The sequence below is a fragment of the candidate division Zixibacteria bacterium HGW-Zixibacteria-1 genome, assembly GCA_002838945.1.
In the GTDB taxonomy this organism is placed as follows: Bacteria; Zixibacteria; MSB-5A5; order GN15; family PGXB01; genus PGXB01.
Genome location: PGXB01000063.1, coordinates 1 through 14,188, shown reverse-complemented (window position 1 = coordinate 14,188; position 14,188 = coordinate 1). Strand labels below are relative to the sequence as shown.

Annotated in this window: 14 protein-coding genes; 7 read left to right on the top strand and 7 right to left on the bottom strand. The window is 48.1% G+C overall.

The window, feature by feature from the left end; translation table 11 throughout:
- Positions 1-503: 503 nt before the first annotated feature.
- From CVT49_15870 to CVT49_15860, 3 genes are all read right to left on the bottom strand, one after another.
- Positions 504-1,061: a hypothetical protein gene (locus CVT49_15870; GenBank protein ID PKK82030.1), complete on the bottom strand. Its 558-nt coding sequence runs from the start codon at positions 1,059-1,061 to the stop codon at positions 504-506.
- 327 nt (positions 1,062-1,388) lie between these two features.
- Entirely contained in the window at positions 1,389-2,807 is a 1,419-nt protein-coding gene (glnA, locus tag CVT49_15865) for a type I glutamate--ammonia ligase (GenBank protein ID PKK82029.1), read from the bottom strand.
- A gap of 170 nt (positions 2,808-2,977) precedes the next feature.
- A complete protein-coding gene (locus CVT49_15860) occupies positions 2,978-3,796 on the bottom strand; it encodes a hypothetical protein (protein ID PKK82028.1) in 819 nt (272 codons plus the stop codon).
- Between the two features lie 223 nt (positions 3,797-4,019).
- Here CVT49_15860 and CVT49_15855 point away from each other — a divergent pair, with 223 nt between their 5' ends.
- Positions 4,020-4,688 (top strand): ribonuclease HII, encoded by a 669-nt coding sequence (locus CVT49_15855; protein ID PKK82027.1) that lies wholly within the window; start codon positions 4,020-4,022, stop codon positions 4,686-4,688.
- On the top strand, positions 4,681-5,058 hold the full coding sequence (locus CVT49_15850) for a YraN family protein (GenBank protein ID PKK82026.1): 378 nt from the start codon (positions 4,681-4,683) through the stop codon (positions 5,056-5,058). Before CVT49_15855 ends, CVT49_15850 begins: the two co-directional genes overlap by 8 nt.
- A 166-nt stretch (positions 5,059-5,224) precedes the next feature.
- On the opposite strand, the gene CVT49_15845 is transcribed toward CVT49_15850, so the two are convergent.
- Complete coding sequence (locus tag CVT49_15845; protein ID PKK82025.1) at positions 5,225-6,034, bottom strand: hypothetical protein; 810 nt, start codon at positions 6,032-6,034, stop codon at positions 5,225-5,227.
- A 301-nt stretch (positions 6,035-6,335) separates the two neighbouring features.
- On the opposite strand from CVT49_15845, the gene CVT49_15840 reads away from it, so the two are divergent.
- Positions 6,336-6,575 carry a hypothetical protein gene (locus tag CVT49_15840; GenBank protein ID PKK82024.1) on the top strand — a complete coding sequence of 80 codons (240 nt, stop codon included), beginning with the start codon at positions 6,336-6,338 and terminating at the stop codon, positions 6,573-6,575.
- A 25-nt stretch (positions 6,576-6,600) separates the two neighbouring features.
- Here CVT49_15840 and CVT49_15835 read toward each other — a convergent pair whose 3' ends face one another.
- Both CVT49_15835 and CVT49_15830 read right to left on the bottom strand, forming a co-directional pair.
- Positions 6,601-7,140: a hypothetical protein gene (locus tag CVT49_15835; protein ID PKK82023.1), complete on the bottom strand. Its 540-nt coding sequence runs from the start codon at positions 7,138-7,140 to the stop codon at positions 6,601-6,603.
- 99 nt (positions 7,141-7,239) lie between these two features.
- Positions 7,240-7,656: a hypothetical protein gene (locus CVT49_15830; protein ID PKK82022.1), complete on the bottom strand. Its 417-nt coding sequence runs from the start codon at positions 7,654-7,656 to the stop codon at positions 7,240-7,242.
- 106 nt (positions 7,657-7,762) lie between these two features.
- Between CVT49_15830 and CVT49_15825 the strand changes: the two genes are divergently transcribed.
- The gene (locus CVT49_15825) at positions 7,763-8,023 is read left to right on the top strand and encodes a hypothetical protein (protein PKK82021.1); all 261 of its coding nucleotides are present in this window, start codon (positions 7,763-7,765) and stop codon (positions 8,021-8,023) included.
- A 35-nt stretch (positions 8,024-8,058) separates the two neighbouring features.
- On the opposite strand, the gene CVT49_15820 is transcribed toward CVT49_15825, so the two are convergent.
- Positions 8,059-8,829, bottom strand: coding sequence for an NAD(P)-dependent oxidoreductase (locus CVT49_15820; GenBank protein PKK82020.1), 771 nt, complete (start codon positions 8,827-8,829; stop codon positions 8,059-8,061).
- A gap of 667 nt (positions 8,830-9,496) precedes the next feature.
- Here CVT49_15820 and CVT49_15815 point away from each other — a divergent pair.
- From CVT49_15815 to CVT49_15805, 3 genes are all read left to right on the top strand, one after another.
- Complete coding sequence (locus tag CVT49_15815) at positions 9,497-10,396, top strand: hypothetical protein (GenBank protein PKK82019.1); 900 nt, start codon at positions 9,497-9,499, stop codon at positions 10,394-10,396.
- A gap of 480 nt (positions 10,397-10,876) precedes the next feature.
- On the top strand, positions 10,877-11,512 hold the full coding sequence (locus CVT49_15810) for a hypothetical protein (GenBank protein ID PKK82018.1): 636 nt from the start codon (positions 10,877-10,879) through the stop codon (positions 11,510-11,512).
- Positions 11,513-11,597: 85 nt separating this feature from the next.
- Positions 11,598-13,808, top strand: a complete 2,211-nt coding sequence (locus CVT49_15805) for a copper-translocating P-type ATPase (GenBank protein ID PKK82017.1) — start codon at positions 11,598-11,600, stop codon at positions 13,806-13,808.
- Positions 13,809-14,188: the final 380 nt, after the last annotated feature.

Genomic DNA, 14,188 nt, shown 5'->3' with positions numbered 1-14,188 from the left:
GTCATTCTACGCTGAATTATCTCAGCCCGGTTGACTTCGAACGGTTAAACCAACAACCTTATTTAATTGTCCAATAAAACAGGGCAAGATCAAATCCCCGCAATCCCCGATTATCATCGGGGATGAAGGGGTTTCGACAATTTGTGTTTCGCTTTTAGCCATAGTTATATCATGCTCCCTCTACAATACCCCCCGACGACCGATTTACCATCAAAGTGATGGCGATTTTGTAAGGGAATGAAATCAAGAGCCAATTAAGGAAAAAAGTGATCGGCGGGTTCTCAAACCCGCCGCGGTCGGTCTGAGGACCGACCGATCACAAGGATTATGAAAATGCGGACAAAATTACAGACGAAGTGATGGTGATTTTGTAAGGGAATATGTTTTAAAGACCCGGAGCGAAAGCTCCGGGTCACGTCTGCCCGCCCTTCGGGTACCCCTCTCAAGAGGGGATAAGAAAATATCTTGAGGTTTGACATAACCAAACTAAATGAACAAACAAGTTACTTGAGTTCTTCTAAATGTGATCTAATTTCAATATTTTTAAGTGCTATGCCAACAACCCATCCATGCCCAATTATTGATCCCACATTATTTTCCTCACCTCGAATTCTGGCAATATTTTTACAGAATTCCCATAATAACGTGTTCTTGGGACCAATTTCTGTTTCTCCCAAAAAGCTTTTATATTGTGCAAACTCGTTAAATGAACTGTATAAATTATTAATACACTCATTGTAAATATTTGTCTTTAGATCATCCGGCCAGTGTCCGCATGTTGTCTCAACTGCAAATCTTATACTTAAGTCAAATATCCCTGGTAATAGAGTCACACGGCGTTTCTCTGTTATAATTGAGTATGCCAATCGATCTGCGATATGAAGAAATAAATAAAGATGTTCCATCAGTACTTCTAAATATTTATTTTCGTCTATTGAACCGTCGTCCAGCATTGCCCGTGCAATTGATTGACTATTAGCAACTAGCACCTCGACAAAAGCTTTTTTATTTTTTTCATCTTTTCTAAACATGTTCTGTTCAACCAAGAAAATAATTTCCAATCATGGCGTGCGACAGATCCTTCGAGGCCCAGTAGGCCTGTCCCTTTCATCTTTATAATCTTTTGCCGAGTTGTCATTCAAAGATGTGGTGATCCACGCTGGTAAGATATGAGATTGCGAGGAAATGGCAAGGGGAATTTTAGGCCGGCAAAAGTGGATTTCCGCTTCCGCGGAAATGACAGGAGGAAGTGGAAATGACAAAGGGGGCGGGAAGGACAGGTAGTAAGTCATTGTCGAAACCATTTCGACCTGCTCTCCGCTGATCCATAAAAATAAAACGGCGCCATCTTTGGCGCCGTATATATTCCATCTCTTATCCCAAATCAATTACTTGTCATAGTACAACTGGAACTCCCACGGGTGCGGGCGCAGACGAATCTGTTCGACATCCCGGCGCTTCAGTGTAATCCAGGCATCGATCAGATCCTGGGTAAAGACGCCGCCTTCCAGCAGGAACTTGTAATCCCGCTCGAGGGCATCGAGCGCCTTGGTCAGCGAGGTCGGCAGAAGCGGAATCTTTTTCAATTCCACGGGTGTCATTTCATCGAGATTCATATTGTTCGGCAAACCGGGATCGATCTTGTTCCTGATCCCATCGAGTCCGGCCATTAGCATCGCGGCATAGGCCAGGTACGGGTTGCAGGTGGCATCGGGCGGGCGAAACTCCAGCCGATGCGTCGCGGCATTGCGCTGGTATCCCGGAATCCGGATACAGGCGGTCCGGTTGCCGACCGAATAAAACCCGCGCACCGGCGCCTCGAATCCGGGCACCAGCCGCTTATATGAATTGGTCGATGGATTCGTGAAGGCGAAAAGGGCCGCGGCATGTTTCAGCAGGCCGCCGACATAGTGCAGACCGACTTTCGAAAATCGGGCCGGCCCTTTGGCGTCATAAAAGATGGAACCCTTTTTGTTCGCCAGATACTGATGAACATGCATCCCTGACCCCGGCTCGTTGTAAAGCGGCTTGGGCATAAAAGTGGCCGATTTGCCGCGGCGGAAAGAATGATTCTTGACGAGATACTTAATGAGCATGGTCTGGTCGGAGGTTTTTACCATCTCCCCCAGGGCCGTTTCGATCTCATGCTGTCCGGCCCCACCGACTTCATGATGATGATACTTGGTCTTAATGCCAACTTCATTCATTAAGGTGGTTATTTCCGAACGGAGATTGTACGTCCGGTCCTTCGGCGGCGCGGCATGATACCCGCCTTTGTACTGCACCTTGTAGCCGAGATTCTTTTCCCCGGCCCGTCCGGTGTTCCATTCGGCTTCCTCACATTCCAGGAAATAATACCCCTCTTTGGGTCCCTGGAAAAATTTCACTTCATCGAAAAGATAAAATTCGAATTCCGGTCCCAAAACAGCATCCACTCCCGGCAGCATTTTCTTGAGGTGCCGGTCGGCATCCGCAATCACGCGGCGCGGATTGCGCGAATATGGCGCGATGTCCTTCTCGACCGACATGATGTCGCATATAAACGACAATGTCGGGGCATCATAGAAAGGATCGATGAAGGCGGTTGCCGGATCGGGAAGCGCGATCATATCGCCCCGCTCGATTTTGGTGAAACCGGGCAGGGAAGAACCATCGCAGCCGACACCGACCTTGAACAGGTCCTGGTTGAGGCTGTAAGACGGGATGGTAATATGATGCCAGTCGCCGATCAGATCGCAAAATTTCAGATCAATATATTCGATTTTCTGTTCTTTTATTTGTTTCTGAAGAGCCGCCAGATTGGGCATAAAAATCTCCTAAGTTTAATCACACTTGCGGGGATAATCTAATCAATAAATGAAAAAAGGCAACCGAATTTGATTGCGATAATAGGTATTTCGGCAGTTTGGACCGATTATAAGGGGTCAAATTATGGCCCCGGGCATCTAATTTTTCGTGAAATTACACTTCCAGACGGTCAATTGCAGGAACTGTGAGTCGTATAGGCGCAAAATGCGGTGCGGCCCTCTTCCCACCAATCGGGGACCGGTGTCCAAAACTGCCAATCACCGATATATATAAAACCGGTGTCGGCTTCCTTGAAATAGTAGAAATGGCTCTCAGTGCACCCGGCCGGACAATCCCCCCAGGCATCGCGGGCCAGGAAAGTGACTTTATCGTCGAGAATCCAGGGATATATATTGGGCCAGTCGCCGCCATATTTAATGGCTTCGGCGCCGGTCACTCCCGGCAGCATCTCATAATAGAGCCGCAAATGTTCCGGGTGGAGCCGGCCCTCGAAACTCATTCTGACATATTTCATTTCTTCAAGAAGCGGCAGAGAATCGATACTTCTCAAATGGAACAGCACATTCAGCGAATCCCAGGCATGATAGTTGCCGTTGCGAAACTCCGTGATGGCCGAATCGGTAAGGGAGACCAATATTTGACTTGGCACCGCCGGAAATGCGAATCTGATTTTTACGGCCGGAATATCATGCCAGTAAACCTTTCGCAATTCTCTCAAGGCATCCCTGAATCTGACATAAACCTCGCCGCTGGGAATGAGACCATCGCAATACCACATAGCCATCAGAGCCGCTTCGGTATCAGAATAATAATTGGCGGAGTCGATCATTTCCGGTGTGATGGCCGGCGGGGGCTGATAGATCGGACCGCCGGGTCCCGGGCCGGATGGAGATTTCGTGGAATCACTGCATGCAAATATCAGCAAGCCGATAAATACGACTGACAAAATTATACACAATCGTATAGATATGAATTTCCCCAAAACCATAGTTTCCCTTTGACAACCAAAGTAGTATTGCTTCAGTATAATCACTTTTTTTCGGTCGTCAATACATATCACGGAATTTTTTATGACTTAATATTAATACGATATCAGCCCTGTTTTGAGTAAATTTTATATAATTTTTCGCCTTTTTAAGGCCGATAGATATAAATAAAGCTTGCATAACAAGATAGCATCCGGTTATTATGACCGTATAGGCGGTAAATCCATGTCGACAATACTTAAAGTCAAGCAGTTATCGAAATTATTGCCGGATCTTTCGCGGATCGAGGCCAGCCTGCATGATAAAGGATACCAACGGATTATAGGCGTCGATGAGGTCGGTCGCGGACCGCTGGCCGGGCCGGTTGTGGCCGCGGCGGTGGCGCTTCCGCCGGGTGTCAAAATCGACGGGCTGAATGATTCGAAAAAGCTGACGGCGCGCCGACGCGAGGAACTTTTCGATGAAATCGCCGCTTCGGGGGCGATTTGCACAATCGGCATTATCGACAACGAAACCATCGACAAGCTGAACATTCTGCGAGCATCGCTTCTGGCCATGCGCAAGGCGGTGGCGGCGCCGGAACAGACCGCGGACATTATCCTGGTTGACGGATCCTTCACCATTCCCAATATCAGCATTCCGCAGATGGCCATTATCCGCGGTGACTCGCTCTGCCGGTCGATCGCGGCGGCATCAATTATCGCCAAAGTAACGCGTGACCGGATCATGGATAGATACCAGGAGCGTTACCCCGATTTCACTTTTGCCAGTCACCGGGGCTATCCCACCAAAAAGCATATCGAGGAACTGCATGAATTCGGCCCGACCGAGATTCATCGCCGCTCATACCGTCCGGTCATGGAAGCTCTGAAGCAAATTGCTTTAGATTTCTGATTTGAATTCTAAGAATCAAAAAAACAATCGTCAAAAAGGGCGCCTTTTCGAGCAGGCGGCCGAGGATTTTCTTGTCCGCGAAGGATACAGTATTCTCGAGCGCAACTGGCAGGCGGGGCATAAGGAGATCGACCTGATCGCCCGCCGCGATGATACTATTGTCTTTGTCGAAGTCAAAGGATCGCGCACCGGGCAGTATGGTCATCCGGCCGGATGGGTCGATGCCGCCAAACGGCGCAATCTTGTTGCCGCCGCCGAGAGCTACATCGCCGATAAAAATCTAACGGGATGCGATTTCCGCATCGATATAATCACATTTCATGATGGGCATCTCGAGCATTTCGAAAATGCCTTCCCGGCGGAAGAGTAGAAGCCGTTTCATGTGTGCCGCAAATTTCATGTAGGGCAGAACCACTTTTACTGTCGAGGCGGCAAAAAAGGAAAGAGTGAAGGCTGGTTAACGCCAAATCTCACTGGCGACAATGGAGCGCAGCGGAATTGCCAGTCCGAGTTAATGCTGTTGTTCGATCATCTTTCTAATTACGGTTGAGTCCAAATTCCCGCGATCTGAGTGCTTTTTTCCAGTGGTTCTCCCTTGCAATAATTTGCTCGTCGCTTGAATTGATATCGCATACCTCCAGAAGCGTATACTGAAAAAAATTCACGTGATGTGGTTCTTCATTCTTTAGGAGGTCGCGAAGTTCTTTGTTTCCGCCGTGTCCGGTTGTGGCGTATGCAGTCCAGCGCTGCCAGATTCCTTCGCCGCCATATGCACTTCCGACATAATGTTTGCCGGTGAAAGTGTCGGTGATCAAGTAAACCCCAGCAACGTTGGACAAGGCGGCACGCCATGATGGGTTATGTTCTCGAACAAGGGTCTGCAGCATTCTGTGAGATAGGAGAATGCTGTTAAATCCCGGAAAGTCTCCGATCGTCATGCGCTGTTCTATGATAGCGATCATATTGAGCTGGCGAACATATTTTTTTCCGCGGAGATACGACGCGCGGAAATTTTTCTTGAATTCAACTATCGCTCTGCCTGTGAGATCATCGAGACCATCGATCTCTCTAGTGGAATACATATAGCAGGTCGTTGGTTTCCATTTTCCCGGGGCGACTCCAAGCACTTCATAAACACCTGCAAATAGCCATCTTGTGCCTCCAAGGTGAATGAGTGAGAGAATGTGCTTGCACTGAAAGTTTTTTTGGTTTTGCTGCTCTTGCCACTGCCGAAACGAGCCATCGAAAAATGCTTCAAGTGGGGTCGGATTTGCGCCGGTGGCACAATGGATCTTGAAATCTTCAACATTTACTCCAGCGAGTTTTATAAGGTCAATGAGTTTCATTTTCGTCTTAGATCGAACAATGATTATATGGTTTCTTCATAACACCCTTGGCCCGCGATATCGCGGCATAAAACCCCGGTGTCTGGTTCTGCAAAAGCTTTTTTATTGCAAGCCGTTAGGGCATCTGATGGCCTGCGGGCGGGGCGATATATGGTTTCCATAAAAGACACCAGCGTTCTCCTATCTACAAATCGTCCACCGGGCTCTTGACTCCCTTGCCGCCCCGGTTGAGAACATGCGTGTAAATCATCGTAATCTCAACATCCTTGTGATTAAAACATACTATTATCCGGTGCATTCTGTGTCAAGATATAAAATCCGGCTGAATCTCATAGATACTTCCACGCAGTTTTATTGCCATAATGTAACTTCGTGGACTTTTGCCGAGCTGCCAGTCAATGATAGATTCATCCGCTATGAAAAAGATATGAAATTTTGCGCAAATGACAAGAGGAAAATGCAGGGCTGCCAGGTCACAACCTCGATAAATCTCGGTCAAGACCCGGCTGGCGTGGCCCGGAGCTTTGCTCCGGGTTTCTAAGAATGCCCAATGATCCTCCATTTATTTAATCTAATAAATCAATGTTCAGCGGAAACTCACATATTCCATTATGAGCCCTGGCGCTCGACCATCGCCACTCTGTCGAGACAGATGCCAATCCGCGACGCACTGGATTATATTCAATATATTCAATTGCCTTTATGACTCGATCCATTTTATACAGGTTTCGATCAAAACCCCCGCCGGCCTGCCATAATCTATGAGATATTCTTTTACCTGATTTAACACGCAAAGGTATAAGCCTGTGCGGCGAATGCTCCCGCCAGTAAGTAATAACGCGCCTGGCGAAAGGACCCTTAATTGATTGCTGTATTCTGCTTATCGAATATTGATTCTCCTCAGGACAAAGAAGCAAATGAACATGCTCAGGCATAATTACCCAGGCCCACAATTTGAAAGAAAACTGTTTTTTTACCTGATTGACCGATTGAATAAACCACATCCTTATATTATCATCCGTCAGAAGTTGCTGTCGGTGAAAACATGAAAAGGTTAAATAATGCGCATGGCCGGCATCATTGAAAAATTGTCGCTTCATTGCCATATAAGTTACTCTCTCCGAAACCCGGAGCAAAGCTCCGGGCCACGCCAGCCAATCCACAAATGATATCTAAAATTCATAGGCATAGTTATTTATTTTGGCTCATTCAGTGGATTTCCCAAAAAACTTCCTAAATAGCCTTATTATTCTTCCGGCAACGCTGTGATTAAATCGGAGCACTTCAAATTGCCTGAAAAGTTCTACAGGATCATCCGACGGACCAGTGTAATTGAAGGAATTTGAGTATCTTTTGGAATTTACATAAATATAGAGATTCTCAAATAGGTTAGCCTTATCTGGCTTTTTTCCAGATGCAGTTAAAACATACGTTCCGTCAGCATTAATTGATATATTTAACTCAACACCATCAACATCATAAATTAACATATATTCTCCCGCTTCCACATCGACTTTTTCCATCCTTGCTAGATCCTGTTGCGAAATAAACATATCTACATCACAATAAGGAATAAATGCAAAAACAGGATAATGTATCTGGATATTATTTGTTGAATCCATTATAACTCCATATTTGGCTGGCGTGGCCCGGAGCTTTGCTCCGGGTTTTTAAATATGCCCAATGATCCCCTCGTTATCATATTCAATTAAATAAATTCTTGGCGCGATGTCATATTTCCTCATCGTTTCATTGCCTCAGATGTTTCTGCTTTTGAAACCCGCCCCAAAGCTCCGGGCCACACAGTTTGATTGCCATAATGTAACTTCGTGGACTTTTGCCGAGCTGTCAGTCAATGATGGATACATCCGCTTTGAAAAAGATATGAAATTTGAGGGAAATGACAAGAGGAAAATCGTCGGAAGGTGTTCATGTCTGCCGCGCACGAAGAAAAAGGCCGACACATGGGTCGGCCTCTACAAGCTATAAAATAACAAATAAATAAAAGAGAAACGAAAACTCGCCTACTTCCGATTCACCACCGTGGCGGCGGCTTGGTCGGTCGGCATGATCAGGACCTGATGTATGTTGACATGCTGGGGGCGCGTCGCCACCCAGAGAACGGCATCGGCGATATCATCGCCGGTCAGCGGGGTCACGCCTTTATAGACCGTCGCGGCGCGGTCGGTGTCGCCGTGGAACCGCACCAGGCTGAACTCGGTCTCGACCATCCCCGGATCGACCGTGCTCACCCGGACCGGCGTGTCAACCAGGTCGATCTGCATCCCCTGCGTCAAGGCATCGACCGCAAACTTCGTGGCACAATAAACATTGCCGCCGGGGTAAACCTGGCGCCCGGCAATCGACCCGATATTTATCACATGGCCCTTGCGGCGCTCGACCATGCCCGGAATCACCACCCGGCTGACATAAAGGAGCCCTTTGATATTGGTGTCGATCATCTCTTCCCAGTCCGACAGTTCGCCCTGGTAGATTTTGCTCAATCCGCGGCTCAGGCCGGCGTTGTTGACCAGAATTTCGATTTTTTTCCATTTGGCCGGAAGGGCGTTGATTTTTTGCTCGACCTGTTTCTGGTCGCGCACATCGAGTTCGATCAAATATGATTCGGTCTGGTGCTTTTTGGCCTGGCTGTCGGCCAGTTTTTGCAGTTTATCGATTCGCCGGGCGGCCAGAATCAATCTGGCGCCGGCCTGGGCGAAAGTTTTGGCGCAGGCATAGCCGATTCCGGATGAAGCGCCGGTAACAAAGACGATTTTACCTTTTAGTGATATCATAAAATATTTCCTTCTCCTGATGTGCAGTTTGCAATATAAAGGGCAATGTATCCAATACGGCTTCGGCTGTCAAGAAAGCCGCAGCAGCGGCTTTAAGTCCGGGGGACATATATGGCGAAATATGGGAAATTATCGGTTTTTCCCCATATTATTGAAGCCGCGCATAAAGAAAAAGACCTTGTTTCAGATTTTGAACACTGGTTTATGATGTTGTCGTGCAACGATATGCGTGGCAGCAGTAGGAAATTTGGGCACCTCCAAATAAAGGCATGAATTCTGCAAAGTTATTTGACCAGGCAAACAAAAAGATTAAGTTTAGCCCGGTCAGGGTCGATTCTAACTATATGGCTTTTCGACGGCCGATCGTCCCGGGCAGGGCGGGAGGTCATCGAAATGGCAACGAAGAAGAAAGATATCTATACAATGCCGCGAAAGATTTACTGGCATTTATATAGTTTGCAGAACCTGAATGGTGAAAAGTTTATTAAGGTAGTTAACAAAGTGTTACGTAAGGAATATATGCTGATTAAGTAAGGTTGGCAGAGACCGGTTATTTTTAATGCCGATTTTTTGTTGACATTATTAAAACTTTGGCATATTTTCCGGCGAAATTTTGCTCAAGAGGGTTCGCCACTTTTTTTGAAAGGGTTGTTTGATTTAACCGGTTATGCTACGTAAGAGAATATCATTCATGCTGATACCGGGCAGCCGCGAGAAGATGCGGCAGTTCAGTATATCATATGCTTTCTTAATTCTTAGTGCCGCGGTAATAACATTTCTGTTCGTGGCCGACATTTTCCTGACAACTTCCTTTGTAAAATCCCAGGCTTCTTCGGCTCAAATCGAGACTCTTAAGACCGAAAACAGCCTTTTGATCAAGAAATATGACGAACTCAAGGGCCAGCTGGACGAAATCAACGGTATTTATGCCGATCTGGTCGAAAAAGAGATAGTTATCCGCAATATCTTCAACCTCCCCGAAATCAGCACCGATGAGCGCCAGCTTGGTATCGGCGGACCGACCAGCGGCGATATCGAAAATCTGACTCCCGGTTTGAAGCAAATGTTCGACACCGAGGGTGATGTCGATGACCTTTTGCGGCTGGCTAAGTTTGAAAAAGAAAAATTCGAAGAAGTATATGATGTTCTTGCCGAAAAGCGGTCGATTCTGGATCACACCCCGTCGATTATGCCGACCCGCGGACATCGCACCCGCGGCTATGGCATGAAGCTGGATCCCTTTACCGGGTACAAGCAGTTTCATGGCGGCATCGATATCGGCAACAAGACCGGAACGCCGATCTTCGCGACGGCTGATGGCGTGGTCAAGTTTACCGGGGTTTCCGGCGGTTTGGGCCAGTTGATAAAAATCAATCATGGTTATGGTTATGAGACCGCCTATGGTCATCTCAGCAAGATCAAGGTCAAGCGGGGCCAGAAGGTCCGTCGCGGCGATCTTATCGGCCTGATGGGATCAACCGGTTATTCCACCGGCCCGCATCTTCATTATGAAGTGGTAAAAGACGGCAAGCGTGCCAACCCGATGGAATATATCCTCAATAATTAGCCGTTAATTCACCAAAATCCATTAATAATCCGATCGCGTCTACTCGTGTAATTATGGGTCGACTGACTCCTATTTTTTAAGGTTGGCCATTTTACACGGTTGTCGGTCGAAAATGAGCCATTTTTGTCATTGTTTTTTTTTATTCTGGAACAAAATTTTTGCTCGGGCGTAAATTAAAGAAAGGCCGCCATTTTAATTGAAAGCAAGGGGACAGGCCCTACCTCATTTTAAAAAAACAGTTGACCTCACGGAAAAGAGGTTGTATTATATGATCAAGGGGTTTTCAATATCATCTATGACATCCGGCTGATTTTTGAAATACGCATTAAAAGTACTTTAGAACTACATCAACTTTATTGGAATATGAGAAAAATGCCGGGATCCTGGTAGATTTATGGAACATTTTAATTAACAGTATGTTTAAGGAATCAAATTAGATTTAGCAGACCCATAATGTTTGACTAACGCCGGGAGGCAGCCATGAATACAGTGGCGACAAAAAGCGGGAGCAAGCTTCGCAATGAGGAGCTTGATGACAGGATTGAGCGAGAGACCAAGGAAATTGTAAAGAGGATCAAGGACGGAGACAACAGCGCATTCTCCCGCCTGGTCAGGCTTTACAAGAATCAGGTCGCTTCTCTTGCTTACAAGATGGTCGGGGATTATGATGAGGCGGCCGACATTATGCAGAATGTTTTTGTCAAGGTTAACCAGAATATCTGGCGCTTTGATGATAAAAAACGATTTTATACCTGGCTGTATCGAATAACAGTAAACGCTTCAATAGATTACATGCGCAAACACCATCGTCACCAGCACGAGTCGATCGAAAATGTTAAGGAAAAGGCCGACGAAAAGAATGATACCCCCGAGGATTCGTTCAAGAGACAACAGCTGCGGGGATATATCGATGAAGCGGCCGAATCGCTAAATGAGAAACAGCGGTCCGCCTTCTTGCTTCGCGACGTCGATGGCTGTAATATTGATGATGTCGCGAATATTATGAATATGCCCGAGGCAACGGTCCGCTGGTATTTGCATCGAGCCAGGACCAAGATAAAAAAAGAACTGCTGAAGAAATGTCCGCAACTGCTTATCGGCATGGGGTTTAAGTAATATTTTAGCCTGAGCGAAAATACAAAAAATAGACCGTCAAATTGCATTTTTTGCATTTTGGCGGTTTTTTGATTATTATTGAGCTATGGAAAAGCAAAAAGAACTTGAACTTAAGATCGGCGGCATGCATTGCGCCGCGTGTGCGGTCGGAATCGAAAAAGGGCTGTCAAAGATGCCGGGTGTCAACCGGGCCTCGGTCAACTATGCCATGGGGACCGCCTCGGTGGATTTTGAACCGGGTAAAATCGACGAGCTGTCGATAACCAATAAAATCTCGGAACTGGGATATTCCGCCCGGAATGCCCTCGGCGCCGATTTGTTCGATAATCAGGAGTCGAAAAAAGCCCGGCGGTATTTTTTCATGGCCCTGGCGTTCACCATCCCGATTATGCTGATAAGCATGGCGGGGATGTTCACCGAACATCCCATTTTCGGTCATCTTGCCGGCGGGATTGTTCTTCTGGTTTTGACGCTTCCCGTTATGTTTGTCTCCGGTCGGGAGATTTTTGCCGATGCCTGGAACCAGACCAAACATGGCCATGCCAACATGAATTCGCTGATCGCCCTCGGTTCATTGGCCGCCTTTCTGTACAGCACCTATGCCATTCTGACATTAGTCGTAATCAAAGATGCTCCCGCCTCCCATTTTTATTTCGAAAGCGCCGCCATGATTATCACGCTCATTTTGCTTGGCCGTTTTCTTGAGACCCGCGCCAAGGGCAGGGCCAGGGATGCTATCGGCGCCCTGCTTCGTCTGAGGCCCGAGAATGCCACCGTTATTGTCGATGGCGAAGTATCCGAAGTTATGGCTTCGGCTGTTCGGCGGGGCATGATTATCCTGGTCAAGGCGGGCGAGCGAATTGCCGCCGATGGAAAAATTACCGAAAGTAATCCATCGATTGATGAATCGATGCTTACCGGCGAATCGATGCCGGTCGAGAAGCAGGTCGGCGACACGGTTCTGGGCGGTTCGGTCAACGGTAATAAAGCTTTCAAGTTCGAAGTAACCGGTACCGGCGAGAACAGCTTTCTGGCCGGAATTGTTCGGCTGGTTACCGAGGCGCAGGGGCGCAAGGCGCCCGTACAGCGGCTGGCTGATCAAATCGCCGGTGTTTTTGTCCCGATCGTCCTTTTGATTGCCATCGCCACGCTGGTCATCTGGTATTTTATTGATCCGTCCAGCCCGATGCTTATCAAGGGTCCGATCGCGGTGCTTATTATTGCCTGTCCCTGTGCGCTGGGGCTGGCCACACCGACCGCTATCCTGGCCGGGACCGGCCGGGCGGCGCGCCACGGCATCTACATTCGCGGCGCCGACATTCTGGAACGAGTGGTCAAAACCAATTTTGTCGTCTTCGACAAGACCGGCACTCTCACGGTCGGCGAGTTCGAGGTGTCGGTGATGAAGGCGCTCGATGAAGATTATGAAACGGAGCTGCTGCAACTGGCGGCCTCGGTCGAATCCGGATCGCAGCATCCGCTGGCCGGAGCCATCCGGAAAAAAGCGGATGAGTTGAATATCAAGACCAAATCGCCCAAAAATCTGACCGAGTTTCCCGGATTCGGGCTGAAAGCGGAGATCGACGGCCGGACGGTGCTGGTCGGTAATGTTGCCACCATGGAGAGGGAGCATATCGACACTGCCACTTTCAATGCCGCGGCCGACGAGCAGATGGCGCTCGGGCGGACAGTTGTCTATGTTTCCAGCAACGGGCGCGCTCTTGGATTTCTGGCGATGGCCGACAAAGTGAAAGATGAAGCGGGCGAGGTGATCGATAAAGTGCGCAAGACCGGTCGCGAAGTGCTGATGCTTACCGGCGACAATCACAAGACAGCGCGCGGTGTGGCCGATCAACTCGGCATCGAGAAATTCGAAGCCGGGATCAAGCCGGACCAGAAGGCGATCATCGTCGAGACACTTCGCCGGGCCGATCGGAGAGTGATGATGGTCGGCGACGGCATCAATGATGCTCCCGCGCTGGCCGCCGCCGATATCGGTGTGGCGCTCGGCACCGGCACCGATGTCGCGATGGAGTCGGCCGATATTATTCTGGTGCGCGACAATCTCAGCGCGCTGGTCGAGATGCTCGAGATATCGCGCCTGACCTTCAGGACCATCAAGCAAAATCTTTTCTGGGCCTTTTTCTATAATATCATCGCCATCCCGCTGGCCGCGGGACTTTTCTATACCTTATTCGGCTGGGGTCTGTCGCCGATAATCGCGGCGGGCACAATGGCCTTCTCATCGGTCTTCGTCGTCACCAACTCCCTGCGCCTGCTGAAGATCAAGAGTTAATTACAGCTAGTTTTTTGTGCTGTCAGGTGCAGAGACATCGGTACCACACCCATCGGGTGTGAAAAATATGATCTGGCAATATCGTCCATTTCAAGCAATGTACTCTAATCTCAGCAATAAACATTATTAGATTAAGCCAATTCGCTCAGAAGCCTTTATCAGCATCATACTCAAGTTCAATAGTCCGGGTAGGTCGAAATCCCCGGAGCCCCCGATTATAATCGGGGACGGAGGGGTTTCGACATCTTCTCTTGATTGAGCAGGTCCGGGTAGGTCAGGAGTGATCTTGCCCTGTTTTATTGGACAATTAAATAAGGTTGTTGGTTTAACCGTTCGAAGTCAACCGGGCTGAGATAATTCAGCGTAGAATGACGACGAAC

What these genes read in the sequence shown, in the direction of transcription:
- glnA (PKK82029.1), bottom strand. Translation starts at nt 2,807, where the DNA reads ATGCCCAATCTGGCGGCTCTTCAGAAACAAATAAAAGAACAGAAAATC.
- CVT49_15860 (PKK82028.1), bottom strand. Translation starts at nt 3,796, where the DNA reads ATGGTTTTGGGGAAATTCATATCTATACGATTGTGTATAATTTTGTCA.
- CVT49_15855 (PKK82027.1), top strand. Translation starts at nt 4,020, where the DNA reads ATGTCGACAATACTTAAAGTCAAGCAGTTATCGAAATTATTGCCGGAT.
- CVT49_15845 (PKK82025.1), bottom strand. Translation starts at nt 6,034, where the DNA reads ATGAAACTCATTGACCTTATAAAACTCGCTGGAGTAAATGTTGAAGAT.
- CVT49_15835 (PKK82023.1), bottom strand. Translation starts at nt 7,140, where the DNA reads ATGGCAATGAAGCGACAATTTTTCAATGATGCCGGCCATGCGCATTAT.
- CVT49_15830 (PKK82022.1), bottom strand. Translation starts at nt 7,656, where the DNA reads ATGGATTCAACAAATAATATCCAGATACATTATCCTGTTTTTGCATTT.
- CVT49_15825 (PKK82021.1), top strand. Translation starts at nt 7,763, where the DNA reads ATGTCATATTTCCTCATCGTTTCATTGCCTCAGATGTTTCTGCTTTTG.
- CVT49_15820 (PKK82020.1), bottom strand. Translation starts at nt 8,829, where the DNA reads ATGATATCACTAAAAGGTAAAATCGTCTTTGTTACCGGCGCTTCATCC.
- CVT49_15815 (PKK82019.1), top strand. Translation starts at nt 9,497, where the DNA reads ATGCTACGTAAGAGAATATCATTCATGCTGATACCGGGCAGCCGCGAG.
- CVT49_15810 (PKK82018.1), top strand. Translation starts at nt 10,877, where the DNA reads ATGAATACAGTGGCGACAAAAAGCGGGAGCAAGCTTCGCAATGAGGAG.
- CVT49_15805 (PKK82017.1), top strand. Translation starts at nt 11,598, where the DNA reads ATGGAAAAGCAAAAAGAACTTGAACTTAAGATCGGCGGCATGCATTGC.